This is a genomic window from Mucilaginibacter jinjuensis (assembly GCF_028596025.1).
GTDB lineage: Bacteria > Bacteroidota > Bacteroidia > Sphingobacteriales > Sphingobacteriaceae > Mucilaginibacter > Mucilaginibacter jinjuensis.
On sequence record NZ_CP117167.1, the window covers coordinates 2,081,305 to 2,095,331 of the forward strand.

At 43.6% G+C, this 14,027-nt stretch carries 11 protein-coding genes; 8 read left to right on the forward strand and 3 right to left on the reverse strand.

The genetic code is table 11. The features are described from left to right. Nucleotides 1-52: 52 nt before the first annotated feature. Together PQO05_RS09525 and PQO05_RS09530 are read left to right on the forward strand one after the other, a co-directional pair. Nucleotides 53-1,255 (forward strand): GTP-binding protein, encoded by a 1,203-nt coding sequence (locus PQO05_RS09525; protein WP_273632498.1) that lies wholly within the window; start codon nucleotides 53-55, stop codon nucleotides 1,253-1,255. After that, a complete protein-coding gene (locus PQO05_RS09530) occupies nucleotides 1,256-2,158 on the forward strand; it encodes an NAD(P)/FAD-dependent oxidoreductase (RefSeq protein ID WP_273632499.1) in 903 nt (300 codons plus the stop codon). 437 nt (nucleotides 2,159-2,595) lie between these two features. On the opposite strand, the gene PQO05_RS09535 is transcribed toward PQO05_RS09530, so the two are convergent. The 3 genes from PQO05_RS09535 to PQO05_RS09545 are packed head-to-tail and all read right to left on the reverse strand — an operon-like array spanning nucleotide 2,596 to nucleotide 6,354. Further along, nucleotides 2,596-3,327, reverse strand: coding sequence for an outer membrane beta-barrel protein (locus PQO05_RS09535; RefSeq protein ID WP_273632500.1), 732 nt, complete (start codon nucleotides 3,325-3,327; stop codon nucleotides 2,596-2,598). A gap of 20 nt (nucleotides 3,328-3,347) precedes the next feature. After that, the gene (locus PQO05_RS09540) at nucleotides 3,348-3,989 is read right to left on the reverse strand and encodes a hypothetical protein (protein WP_273632501.1); all 642 of its coding nucleotides are present in this window, start codon (nucleotides 3,987-3,989) and stop codon (nucleotides 3,348-3,350) included. 31 nt (nucleotides 3,990-4,020) lie between these two features. Continuing rightward, entirely contained in the window at nucleotides 4,021-6,354 is a 2,334-nt protein-coding gene (locus tag PQO05_RS09545) for a TonB-dependent receptor (RefSeq protein ID WP_273632503.1), read from the reverse strand. A gap of 190 nt (nucleotides 6,355-6,544) precedes the next feature. Here PQO05_RS09545 and PQO05_RS09550 point away from each other — a divergent pair, with 190 nt between their 5' ends. The 6 genes from PQO05_RS09550 (at nucleotide 6,545) to PQO05_RS09575 (ending at nucleotide 13,941) form a co-directional block, all read left to right on the forward strand. Then, complete coding sequence (locus PQO05_RS09550; protein ID WP_273632504.1) at nucleotides 6,545-7,000, forward strand: Fur family transcriptional regulator; 456 nt, start codon at nucleotides 6,545-6,547, stop codon at nucleotides 6,998-7,000. 480 nt (nucleotides 7,001-7,480) lie between these two features. Then, on the forward strand, nucleotides 7,481-8,074 hold the full coding sequence (locus tag PQO05_RS09555; protein WP_273632506.1) for a hypothetical protein: 594 nt from the start codon (nucleotides 7,481-7,483) through the stop codon (nucleotides 8,072-8,074). A gap of 440 nt (nucleotides 8,075-8,514) precedes the next feature. Then, the gene (locus PQO05_RS09560) at nucleotides 8,515-9,450 is read left to right on the forward strand and encodes a helix-turn-helix domain-containing protein (protein ID WP_273632507.1); all 936 of its coding nucleotides are present in this window, start codon (nucleotides 8,515-8,517) and stop codon (nucleotides 9,448-9,450) included. Nucleotides 9,451-9,498: 48 nt separating this feature from the next. Further along, a complete protein-coding gene (locus PQO05_RS09565) occupies nucleotides 9,499-11,691 on the forward strand; it encodes a glycoside hydrolase family 3 N-terminal domain-containing protein (protein WP_273632508.1) in 2,193 nt (730 codons plus the stop codon). 157 nt (nucleotides 11,692-11,848) lie between these two features. Beyond that, the gene (locus PQO05_RS09570) at nucleotides 11,849-12,079 is read left to right on the forward strand and encodes a hypothetical protein (RefSeq protein WP_273632509.1); all 231 of its coding nucleotides are present in this window, start codon (nucleotides 11,849-11,851) and stop codon (nucleotides 12,077-12,079) included. A 17-nt stretch (nucleotides 12,080-12,096) separates the two neighbouring features. Then, complete coding sequence (locus PQO05_RS09575; RefSeq protein ID WP_273632510.1) at nucleotides 12,097-13,941, forward strand: DNA topoisomerase 3; 1,845 nt, start codon at nucleotides 12,097-12,099, stop codon at nucleotides 13,939-13,941. Nucleotides 13,942-14,027: the final 86 nt, after the last annotated feature.

Here is a 14,027-nt window from a genome sequence, read left to right on the forward strand (position 1 = left end):
TGTGTTGCAATTAAAATTATAATATTTAGTTTTGTCACCATAAAACTGATACATGCCTGACAAAAAATTACCGGTTACCGTATTAAGCGGTTTCCTTGGCAGCGGGAAAACTACGCTGCTCAACCATATTTTACATAACAAAACCAACCTCAAAGTAGCCGTAATTGTGAACGATATGAGCGAGGTAAATATTGATGCCCAGCTGGTAGCCAATGAGCACACCTTATCGCGTACGGACGAAAAACTGGTAGAAATGAGCAACGGCTGTATCTGCTGTACCCTGCGCGAAGACCTGATGATTGAGGTAGAACGCCTGGCCAAAGAGAATCGTTTCGACTACCTGCTGATTGAAAGTACAGGCATTTCTGAACCCATCCCTGTAGCACAAACTTTTACCTATGCTGATGATAATCAGGATATTGACCTGAGTCGTTTCAGTACGTTGGATACGATGGTTACCGTGGTGGATTGCTTTAATTTTTTCAGGGATTATGTAAGTAATGAAAAATTAATCGACAGAAACCTGACCGACGATGTACGCGACCAGCGCGCCATAGTTAACCTGTTGACCGATCAGATTGAGTTTGCCAACGTGATCATCCTCAATAAAACAGACCTGATACTGCCCAACGACCTTGGTTTGCTCAAAGAATACATCCACAAACTAAACCCGGAAGCGGATCTGATAGAGAGTGAGTTCAGCAAAGTGCCGCTCGACAGGATCTTAAATACGGGCAAGTTTGATTTTGATAAAGCCTCACAATCAGCTGGTTGGATTAAGGAATTGGACGGTCATCATTCGCCTGAAACTGAGGAGTATGGTATCAGTTCGGTGGTATTCCGCTCGCAAAAACCATTTCACCCCGGGCGTTTGTGGGAATACCTGAATGATGATTACCCCAACAATATTATCCGTGCCAAAGGCATGTTCTGGTTGGCTTCACGGCGCAATGAGGCGCTCAGCTTTTCGCAGGCTGGCGGCTCATTAAAAGTTGATTATGCCGGTGTTTGGTGGGCTTCCATGCCTTATAAAGAGCGAATTGTGAATGGTGATTTTGTATTAAGCCAGCAGCAAATAGAGTCGAGATGGTCGGCCACGTATGGCGACAGGATGAATGAGCTGGTATTTATCGGCCAGGACCTGGATAAGGCCCAAATCATAGCCGATTTGCAAAGCTGCCTCATCACCGACCTCGAAAAATTGATGTACGACCAGCAATTGGTATTTGATGACCCTTTTAACGCCGTATTGTAAATGGATACTAATTATGATGTAATAATTATTGGCGGCAGTTACGCCGGCTTGCAGGCTGCCACTACACTTGGCCGTTCGTTAAGGAAAGTATTGGTTATTGATAGCGCTGAGCCCTGCAACAAGCAAACCCCGCATTCGCACAACTTTTTAACCCGCGATGGGGAGCCACCGGCTGCGATCGCCGCCAAAGCAAAAGAACAACTGGCGGAATATGCCACTGTTGGCTTTTTTGAAGACAGGGCAGCTTATGGAATCCCTTATAACGATGGATTTGAGGTTGGTGTCCTGTCGGGAAAGTCATTTACGGCGCGCAAGCTATTGTTTGCATCGGGTGTTAAAGATACCATGCCCGATATCAGGGGTTTTGCGCAATGCTGGGGTATTTCGGCCTTACACTGCCCTTATTGCCATGGTTATGAGGTTCGTAATCAACCTACCGGTATACTGGCTAATGGTGATGGTGCATTTGAATTCGCCAAACTCATTAATAACTGGACAGGTCAGCTTACCGTGTTTACGAATGGTAAATCGACCTTAACTGATGATCAGTTGATAAAGCTTAAAGCTAAACAAATTGATGTGGTTGAGGCTGAAGTAAAAGAGATCATCCACCAAAATGGGCAAATGAGTAAGATAATATTTGCAGACGATACCACTATAAATATCAATGCCTTATATACCAGACTGCCCTTGGTGCAGCATTGCCATATTCCGCAGCAATTAGGCTGTCAGTTTACAGAAAATGGCTTAATAAAGGTTAACGAATTTGGCCGCACAACAATCCCGGGTGTGTATGCCGCAGGAGATGCTGTTACCCCTATGCGTTCTGTGACCTCTGCCGTATCTACAGGTATGTTTTCGGCAGCTGTGATCAATAAAGAGTTAATTGACGCCGATTTTTAAGGCGCAATAGAAGATGCTTCTGGTGAGATAGAAGTTTAGTTTAGTTTTAATCCATGCGGTCCCTTGGTAACAGGGGGCCGTTTTTTTGTTGGTGGGTGATTTCTTTATGTCATTATTTTAGCTAAACGAATTTGTCATTTCGAACCTTTGAAGCGTGGGCAAATTGTGTGGGAAAGGTGAAAAATCTTATGCGACATGCATCATTTGCAAAGCTTTAAGAAAAGGCGCAGAAGATTTCTCCTCACCCCGGCGCTCAGCCCCTCAACCGTTCGCTCGAAATGACAAATCTTTTAATTCTGAGTCATTGTTGGTAAGAACAATGGCGAGTGGATAAGGTAGTCTATGTTAGACATTACACAACAAAAAAGGCAGCCATAACAGCTGCCTTTAACCAATACCCCAGAAGGGCAAGGGGATTGATTTTTATTGATGTTGTATTATAATGTAAAGGTTAAACCGAGTGTAGTTTGAAACTCTGAGATCGGTTGTTTGGTTACCAGTCGGCCGGCTGCATTGTTGCGGTTATCGTTATCAATTTTGATACCCGGCGAGTTGATGTAGTTCTCTTTCAGGGCCAGGCCAATGCATTTGGTGAAGCTGTAACGCAAGCCAACATTACCACCGTAGGCAAAAGCTGTAGCGGTTGAACTGTGCTGGGTAAACGGATAGTCCTTATCATCATCAGTCAGCACCACATCAATTTCTGGTGTCGAGAAGCTTTTGATGATACCGGCATTGGCACGCAGATCTATATACAACTTGTTAAACACAAACGTATACTGCGGACCAACCAACACGTTGAGATTTTTGTAACGTTTGCTTGATGTAACCGAAGATTGATCGACCCCGAAACCATCTGTATAACCTGCAGAAAGGTTTTGCACATCGTTGCTGTTCAGCTGGCCCTGGTCCTGGTAAGAAATGGTACCGGCAACAGCCCAGTTTTTGTGGAAATAGTAAGCGCCATCCAAACCAATGGTGAAGCCATTTTTGGCGTAACCCGCTTTGTTATTTTCGTGATAAATTTCGCCGTAATCAGCTTTCTTGAATTCGCCGGTAGGGGTTGAGATCCCTCCAAATACGCCCAAATAGCTTTTAAGCTGCGCGCTCGCACTTAAAGAAATTAAGCTGATAAAAGCCGTTGATATGATAATTAAAGTTTTTTTCATGTTGGTGTAATTGTAGGGTCTTATTGAATAGTTACTTTAAAGTTTACGTCTAAGTCGGTTGAGCCAGGGGCGTAAGTGCCGTTTTTGGCGTTAGGTTGGTGGCGTAACACAAACCTTAAGTTACCTGTGCTTGCTGCGCCGGTGGTAAACAGGTCTGTTAAACCAATTTGTAACGGCGGCGTGTTGCTATCCAGATCTGTACGGGCAATAGCTAAATTCAGGTAGGGGCCCGAAGCACTTGTTGGCGTACCCGGAATGTAAGGCGAACCTGTACCGATAACCAGATTAGCTGAGCTGATTGGCGTAGGCTGGAAGAAGAACAGGTGATAATTCTGGCGTTGTTTAATCTCGTCTGATACCACAAAGGTTGGGCTTTGGGTAGTATCCAGCATCAGCACTTTTACATCATACTTAGAGTTGGCTTTCAATACCAATGCAGTTGAGTCGGTTGATTTAACGTTGCCGTTATTATCTAAGTGGAACCTGTATCTGCAAGATGTTGTATCTGATGGATTGGCTTCGTTAGTTAGTTTCAGGTAGGCAGAGGTTAACTGTTCGTTGGCGATGGTAGGTGCTACCGCTTGTTCTGATTTCGAACTGCAACTTGCATAAAATAAGGCTGTTGCTAACAGCGCATACGTTGCGTGTTTTAGTTTTAGCATGGGGTTTTTGATTAAATTGTTTAACTTTTATTTACTTATTATTTTGCAGGATGCTGAAAGGCACCCGTAATCTGAATATGATGTTACGCCCCGGTTCGTCGGCGAAATAGCGGAAACGGTCCAGGTAGTCTTTGTAAGCTACGTTGGTCAGGTTATTACCCGATATATCGATGTCGGCAAACGTATGGTTGATAATCAGCCTGAAACCGATGTGCGCATTGTATAAGCTGTACGCGCCCGGAGGCGGTGCATAATCCTGGTTGGCGGGCACTTTGGTTTGCTTGGCTACAAATACATTCTCGGCACCTACGGCGATATTCTTCAATGCACCCCAACTACCAAAATGATAGGTTAGCCCGTTTTGCAAACGCATGGGAGGGGTGTAGATCAAATAATCGTGGATCGTTTTGTTATAAGCGTAGATGAGCGAGGTTTTAGAATTGATCTCCAGCGAGTCGATTGGTTTCACAATCACACCCAGATCAACGCCCCTGAAATATACATTGGCTTGGGTATAATTAAACTCGAGCAATGAGCCGCTCTGTACCCGGATGTATTGCCCCGTTGGTTGCAGGAAAATGAAATCATTGATGTTATTATAATAACCTTGCACATCGATAGCCACCCGGTGCGACTGGTAATTTAAATTCAGACTGAAATTGCTGGCCCGCTCGGTTTTAAGATTCGGGTCGCCAACTTCATACGAGATAAGGGTTTGATGCACACCATTTGAATAAAGTTCATTAACCGTAGGTGCCCTGAATGCCGAACCGAAATTGCCGCTCAGTGTAAGATCATTCGTAATATTATAGGTAGCGCCGAGGGTTGAACTGCTGCTTTGGTAATGTGTGGTTGTGGCTTCTATTTTGGCAATGGTATCGTTAAAACGGTATGCCTTTAACCAGCGGTAATCGTAACGGATACCCGCTTCAAAAAGCAATTTTTTATATCGATAACGCTCAATGATATATGCCCCTCCGTCATAATCAACAAAGTTTGGGATCAGGTATTCGTACATACGCACGTTGCCCTGGTTCATGCCGCTAATGCCGATAGAGCCGGTTAGTCCGCCAATGGGTTTTTGATCAAAATTAACATCGGCAGTAGAGGTATTGATCTTTAGATACAAAGCAGGAGCCAGGCTTGGCGAAAACGAAAGCAGGTCGTACTCAGATCGTTTATTGGTTTGATAAGCGTATTGTACCTGTAGTTTACTGCCATCATCAAAATTGTAAAAGCCGCGCACTTTGGCTGTTGAATGGTTTACAGTTTGGTAAGGCCTGTCGATGGTATAAGTAAAATCAGAAGGAGTAATCGGAGTAGTTTCCTGGATGCGCGCCTGCAAATCGGCAATAGAACCAACTTCGGTACCTGATAAAATGCCCAGCTTGGTATTGAAATCGCTGTAATAGGTTTCAATGCCATAATTTTTATGATAATACTGTAAGGCGGCCGAGAAATCGTTTTCGCTTAATCCGGTATTGCCTAAAATATAATTAGGCGTACTGGTATTACCGGCACGTTTGTAGCTGCCTTGTATGCGGTAACTTAAACCTTCCAGTTTTTTACCGAGTGAACCTTCGAGCATGGCAGAGAATGCACCGAGGCGACTGTTAGTCATCCCCACAGCATTAACTTCGCCATCCATCGTACCGGGAGCAGTTGGTAAGGCTTTGGGCTCGGCCAGAATTACCCCAGCTATAGCATCCGATCCATAACGGATCCCCGCTGCACCTTTAATCACTTCTATTTTATTGGCGATGAAGGGATCAATCTCCGGCGCATGTTCAGATCCCCATTGCTGGGCTTCCAGGCGTACACCATTGTTTAAAATCAGGATGCGGTTGCTGTACAAACCATGAATAATAGGTTTGGCGATGGATGGCCCGGTTTGAAATGTGGTTACGCCGGTTATTGATTTTAATGATTCGCCCAGGCTTAAACCGCGGGTACGTTCCAGCTCGGTTCCCTGCAATACGGTGAGGCTTTGGGTTTCAATTACTTTATGTGATGATGTTGCATTTATACTTACCTCTTTCAAAAAGTCATCTGAAGGTTTCAGATTGATGTTAAGTTTGGTATTGCTGCTGATGTTCAATAGCGTATCCACATTCGCGTATCCTACAAACTCGAATCTAAACTTGTGCAATCCTGCCGGAACTGCCAGTTGATAAACACCCGTACTATCGCTATGTGTACCTGTTGATGTGCCTATAATAGAAATTGTAGCCTCATTAAGAGGTGTTTTGGTTGATGCATCTTTTACCTTTCCGCTTAATGTAAAGCCTGTAGTTTTAGTGCGTTGCTGGGCATAGCTTAATGTCGTGAAAAAAGATAGAAGAAATAAAAGTAAACCTATGCGCATCTTTTTAATTTAAAATTAACGCAACAAAGATGCATTTTAAATGCAATAATATTGCAATTGAATTTGTAAAAAAGCGGATAGGTTAAATTTTGATGAACTTATTCATCAAAACTTCATTTTGTAAAGGCGTTTTGTTAAAAGTCAATCGTTCTTAGTAACTTTGTGTACTTTACTACGTTATACCATTCTAATGGCACAAACCAGGAATAAATTCGACTTCGAAGATCTTTTAGATAAACACCATTTAAAGAAAACCAGTCCGCGTTTACGTGTGCTGTCTATGATGGCGTCTAAGAGTACGGCTACGTCACAGCCCGACCTCGAAAGTGTGATGAACGATATAGACCGTGTTACTTTATACCGCATTTTAAATGCGTTTGAAGAGAAAGGCATCATCCATAAAGTATTTGATTTAAATGGCACGGCAAATTATGCCATGTGCTCGTCTGACTGCGGAGAGCATCATCACCACGATGAGCATTTGCATTTTAACTGCACCATGTGCAAAAATGTATACTGCCTTGATGATCTGCACCTGCCGCCGGTAACTCTGCCCGAAGGTTTTACTACACAAGGATTTACCTTATACGCTAACGGCACCTGCCCTAAATGCACTAAGAAAGCTGCGGCAACTGCTAAAGCCTAAAATACTTCACTTGTCATTCTGAACGTAGTGAAGAATCTTCTTCGCCCTGTCTTGAACCAGAATTTTCAGAATTAGAGAATTAACAGAATGCAAAGTGCAGAAGATTCTTCGTTAGCACTCAGAATGACAAGATCCATTTTATAAAGCGGCATTAACTAAGTTAATGCCGCTTTTTTTGTGTGCTATTGTCACGCAATCTTCATCAATAATATCGAATACGCTTTAAAAAAGCCGCTTTCCTCGCAAAAAAGGAAAAATTGGTTCTATCACCCGAAATATTGGAATTGATGCGCCCCGATACCCGCCATACCTTTGACCTGTCGAATGAAAACAAAAACAATGAAGACACAAGATCATCACAAAGCATTACTAAAAGGCAGGCTGCTGCACTGGTGCCAACAGGCTTATGAACTGTACCACCAGATTTACAGATAACATCTAAAAATGAAAAACATTTCTACACTAATAAATAATAACAAAATGAAAACTTCAATTAAACTAAGTGTATTAACACTTGCATTATCAAGCATATTTACTTTATCTACTAAAGCACAAACTACCACAACAACTGCACCTGCAGCATCTGCAACACGTAGTGGTGTTATATTAAGCGTAGGCCCCGATGGCGGCGTACCGGTAGGTAGCCTCCACAATGCTTACAACTGGAATTTAGGCGGATCTGTACAAGCAGATTTCCCGATCTACAAAAACCAATTGTATGTAACCGTTAACGCAGGTTTCGATAATTTCTTCGCTAAAACCAATGATGTAACCAACATTAAAGGCAGCGATTTACAATTAATCCCGGTTAAAGCCGGTTTAAAATACTATCCGGTAGGTAACTTCTACATTCAGGGCGAAGCAGGTGCTTCATTTGTAACTGATAAAGACAAAGTTGGTGCAGATAAATCAACCGCCTTTGTTTACGCTCCTCAAATTGGTTACCAATTCCCATTGGGTGGTAAAAACTACCTGGATGCCGGTGTACGTTTCGAAAGCAACACCAAATTTGTTGACAACGGCAGCACCAATAACTTCTTCGGTCTGCGTGTTGCTTACGCATTCGGTTTATAATATAAAGCGACTTAATGCTTAGTGATGATGGATTAGCGGCCTGCTTCGTAATGGAGCGGGCCGCTTTGTTTTATGTGAGTGTGATATCCAAAAGTTCAGCGCCGTTGTTGGTGTTGTCACCAACAACTTGCAGTTAGCAAATAGATAATTGTTGGTGACAACACCAACAATGGCGCAGATAGTAACCACAAGTTTGTCATTTCGAAGGAGGTACGACTGAGAAATCTTATGCTATTTATAAGTATGTGATAGAACTTTGCAGTTAAGCATGGCGCATAAGATTTCTCCTATCGTCGAAATGACAAGTTTGATACAGGCTCTTTCAATGTTAAATTAATGTTATGACTTTCCCCTGATACACTAAGTGTACCCTGTACACTGCCGTGACAGTTTTTGCTCAGAGTATTCCTTCTTTTGCAGCAGTCAACCCCAACTAAAAAATGGAACAATTTGCAAAAACACTCGACATTTCTACTACTATCCGTCATTTTACATCTGCAGATCGCGATCCACAGAACTACCCTCAATTAAAAGATGAATTGGTGAGTGAAGAAAACTTCGCCATCATCCGTCACACCGGCAACATGGTAGCCCAGCTGCCCTTTAAAGCCGATCATTATGCCTTAGTATTATGCCTTGCCGGCAACTCAGTACGCACCATTAACCAGTTTAGGTTCGAAGTTTCGGCCAATAGCATGCATATTGCCACGCCGCATTCGTTAAACGCCTGGCATGAGGCATCAGAAGATTTGGATCTTTACATCATCCTCTTTAAAAAAGAATTTCTGGCCGATGGTATGATCCAGGAAGCCGTAGTAAATAGCCTGTTAGATATCAATCCTGAGAAGCCACCCGTTTGCCTGTTGCCAGAAGATAGTGCCGATACCATTGGCACACTGTTTCAAAAACTGGATCATGAATTTCACAGCCAGCAACCGTTTCACAGGCAAATGCTTCGGCTATTATTCTTCGAGTTATTGTTCGAAGCCAATAGAAGAGTGACTGGTCAGAGTGTACCTCCGATACAAATTGCGCATCCAAGCCGTACCCAACAACTGGTTAATCACTATAAAAAACTGGTAGAAGTGCACTTTCTACAATTGCGCACCGTGCAGGAATACGCCGATCTACTGTTTGTTACCGCCAAGCATTTAAGCGAAGTAGTTAAGCAAGAAACAGGTTCAACGCCGCTGCAATTGATCCATAACCGTATTTACCAGGAGGCAAAATATTGGCTATGCTCGTCGGAATTAAGCGTAAAAGAAGTTGCCGATAAGCTCAACTTCGATACCAGCTCGCATTTCAGCCGCTTTTTTAAACATTTTGCGGGTTGTAACCCTACAGAATTTCAGCGCATTAAATGTGCGGTACTTTAATCGAAAATAGGTTATTGTAAGTATTACACCATCGCTTATATTTAGCGCATGAAATATTTTAGTTTAGTAACTATGCTAATACTTGGTGGGCAAGTATTGGCAGCCAAGCCGCCTGTGCCGGTTTATAAAGATAAAAACGCACCGGTTGAAAGCAGGGTAGAGGATTTGCTGAAACGTATGACGCTTGAAGAGAAGATTGAGCAGTTAAACCAGCAAACCGTAGGGGATAATAACAACCCTAACAACAACGGTTATAAAAAGCCTACTTTCCCGGCAGGTATTGGTTCACTAATTTATTTCAGCGCCGATCCTGCATTCCGTAATACGGTGCAGAAACGCGCTATGGAAGAAACCCGTTTGGGTATTCCTATTTTATTCGGTTATGATGTAATTCACGGTTTCCGTACTATATATCCAATTTCACTAGCACAAGGTTGTTCATGGAACCCCGAACTGGTGGAAGAAGCCTGCGCGGTTGCTGCCAAAGAAACCAAATTATCTGGTATCGACTGGACATTTTCGCCAATGATCGACGTTGCCCGCGACCCGCGCTGGGGCCGTGTATCAGAAGGTTATGGAGAAGATCCTTACACCAACGCCATGTTCGGTGTAGCATCGGTTAAAGGTTACCAGGGTAAAAAACTGAACGAGCAATATTCAATTGCTGCTTGTCTGAAACACTATATCGGTTACGGTATGTCAGAAGGTGGCCGCGATTATCATTATGCCGATATTTCTGCCCAATCACTTTGGGAAACCTATATGGTGCCTTACGAGGCTGGTGTAAAAGCTGGTGCAGCTACTTTAATGAGTGGATTTAACGATATCAGCGGCATCCCGGCTTCGGCTAACCCTTATACCTTAACCGAGGTTTTAAAAGGTCGCTGGAAACATGACGGTTTCGTGGTGTCTGACTGGGGTTCGGTAGAGCAACTGATGGCACAGGGCGTAGCTAAAGACCGCAAAGAGGCCGGACTTAAAGCATTTATGGCCGGTGTTGAAATGGATATGGTTGATGACATTTACGGCCAAAACCTGAAACAACTCATCGACGAAAAAAAGGTGCCGATGACTAAAATTGATGATGCGGTTAAACGTATCCTGCGCATTAAGTTCCGTCTGGGTTTGTTCGATAATCCATATACCCCAATTGTTGCTGAACGTTATTTGCAACCAGAAAGCAAGGCTGTTGCCGCGAAACTGGCTACAGAATCAATGGTGTTATTGAAAAACAAGTCTAAAGTATTGCCTTTAGGCTCAAACATCAAGTCAATTGCGTTGGTTGGTCCGCTGGCTAAAGATCAGGCTGATCTGATCGGTAACTGGTCGGCACAGGGTGATCCTAAAGATGCAGAGACTATCATTGATGGTTTCAATAAAGAGTTCGCTCAAAAAGCGCAGATCAACTACGCTAAAGGAACCGAGATTGACGGTACAGACGAAAGCGGCATTGCAGAAGCTGTTGCCGCAGCCCAAAAATCAGACGTTGTGGTAGTTTGCCTCGGCGAAAAGAAAACATGGAGCGGTGAAAATACCTCACGTTCAAATATCTCCTTACCTGCTATCCAGGAAAAATTGGTTGCCGAGTTAAAGAAAACCGGTAAACCTATTGTATTGGTACTGGCAAACGGCCGCCCGTTGGAGCTGGTTCGTCTGGAGCCTATGGCCGATGCTATTGTAGAGATGTGGCAACCGGGTGTTGCAGGTGGTACTGCATTGGCTTCCATCATTTCGGGCCGTGTAAACCCATCTGGTAAACTGGATATTACTTTCCCTTTGACTACAGGCCAGATCCCTACTTATTATGATATGCGCCAGAGCGCGCGCCCAAATTCTGGCAAGTACCAGGATATCCCGACTGATCCATTGTACTGGTTCGGTCACGGTTTAAGCTATACCGATTTTACGTATGCGCCAATCAGTTTATCGGCTGCACAGATCCACAAAAATCAAAAATTGGTGGCTACTGTTGAGGTGAGCAATACAGGTGGTGTTACCGGTAAAGAAACTGCGTTGTGGTATATCGCATCGCACGCAAGCTCTATCTCTCGCCCGATGAAAGAGCTGAAACACTTTGAGAAAAAAGAGATTGCCGCAGGTGGAAAATACGTGTACAAATTTGAGATTGACCCCATGCGCGACCTGAGTTTCCCGGATGCAGATGGTAAAAAACATCTTGAATCTGGCGATTTTGTGATTATGGCAGGTAACCAAAAAATAAAATTCGAATTGGTAGATTAAGGCATTTCTTAAATACTAAGTAGATCAAAAACAGCTCATTCCCAAAAAGAATGAGCTGTTTTTATTTAACGTTTCAGTTAAATCTCTAAATATATTAGCAAAGATTTTTCAACAAACGTTGTAATACCAATGGGTTTGCGTAATTTCAGCCTGATTTATGGGACAGGCGCTACGCATCACTTTTGAACAACAGGATTACACAATCAAGTTATTATCACCAACCCCTCCTGATCTGGGAGCTACCGAATTAGAGGTTGAAGTTTTGGAAGAAAACAGGACTTTGGTTTTAAATGATAAGGTTTGGAAATTTAAAGAAAACGAAGACGCAGGTCTTAACCGTTTGGCCGATGCTATTGGTAAAAGCATCCGTTTACGTTACCGTATCTGATCACCTAACAGCGATTAATGAAAGTAATTATTGCCGAAAAGCCATCGGTAGCACGCGAAATTGCCAAGGTATTTGGCGCTAACCAAAAACGCGAAGGCTATATCGAAGGCAAGGGCTATACCTTTACCTGGGCCTTTGGCCACCTGTTGCAATTAGCCCCGCCGCAAGAGTACGGCTTTTATGGCTGGAGCGTACAAAACCTGCCCATGCTGCCCGCCAAATTCAAGCTTTCTATCCGCAAGGTAAAAAGTAAGGATGGCATGATCGAAGATCCATCAGTCCGCAAACAGCTCGACATTATCCAAAAACTTTTTGACGAAGCCACCGAAATTATTGTGGCAACGGATGCCGGGCGCGAGGGTGAACTCATCTTTCGCTATATTTATTACTATTTAAAATGCAAAAAGCCGTTTAAAAGGCTTTGGATCTCATCGCAAACCGATGAGGCCATTAAAGAAGGTTTCCGCAATTTAAAACCGGGGACTGATTACGATGCATTATTTAACTCTGCTCACTGCCGCTCACAATCAGACTGGCTGGTGGGGATGAATGCCACGCAGGCGCTGAGTCTTTCTGCCGGTACACGTTCAGTACTTTCACTGGGCCGTGTGCAAACGCCAACGCTGGCCATGATCTGCTCACGGTATCTGGAGAACAAGAACTTCGTTCCGCAGACTTATTACCAGGTTGCTATACAGGTTGATAAAGACGGGCAAATGTTCCGCGCTATATCACCAGAAAATTATAAAACTAAAGAAGACGCCCAGGTTATACTGGATCAGGTACAGGATGTTGCTGCCGGTTTTCCTGCCGGAGGTCATATCCTCAACGTGGAGGCCAAGCCCCGCAAAGAGCCGCCACCGCTATTGCACGATCTGAGTAGTTTACAGCAAGAGGCTAATAAGCGAAAAGGTTTTACGGCAGATCAAACCTTGTCGCTGCTTCAAAATCTCTATGAAAGCAAACTGGTAACCTACCCGCGTACAGGCAGCCGCTACATTGGTGATGATGTTTTTGCGACCGTACCAAGCTTGATCGATAAATATAAAGATCACCCGCAATTCGGCAAACAGGCAACTTTTCTCTCCGAAAATAAACTGAGTAAACGCAGCGTTAACGCTAAAAAGGTGACGGATCACCACGCTATTTTACCTACGGGTGAGGTGCCGTATCAACTCTCGGACGATAAACAGGCCATTTACGATATGGTAGTTGGCCGCATGCTCGAAGCCTTTCACCAGGATTGTATTAAGGAGATCACCAAAATTACGATACAATCGGGCAGTAAATTTATGGCCAGCGGTACAGTGATCGGCATTCCGGGATGGCGTGCTGTATTTAACGAGCCTGATGAAGAGAAGAAAGACGAAGAAAATGCTTCGCTACCCAAAGTAGTACAGGGCGAAAATTTGCCCGTGCCTAATAAAGCCATCCTCGAAAAGCAAACCAAACCCAAGCCGCTTTACAACGAGGCTAGTTTATTGAAAGCGCTCGAAACTGCAGGCAAGGAAATTGACGACGAGGAACTGCGTTACGCTATGAAAGATAGCGGATTGGGTACGCCTGCAACCCGCGCATCCATCATCGAAACATTAATAAAACGTGATTACGTGCAGCGCGAAAAGAAGAACCTGCTGCCTACCAAAATGGGTCTTGCAGTATACACTGTAGTCAAAGATCAAAAAATAGCCCAGGCGGAACTGACAGGCACCTGGGAAAAACGACTGGAAGAAATCCGTTCGGGGGCATCGGTGGTTGATTTTCAGGAAGAGATTAAAACCTATACCCGTACCATTACTAACGAATTGCTGATATCGGGCAGAGGGCTCGCCGTTGCCAAAGAAGCAGTTGCATCTAAATAAAACAGAACAAAAACATCTTCGTAGCAGTTAAGCTTATTTGCTTAATAATATCATAAATATTTTGATATGAATTTGTTACTTACGTA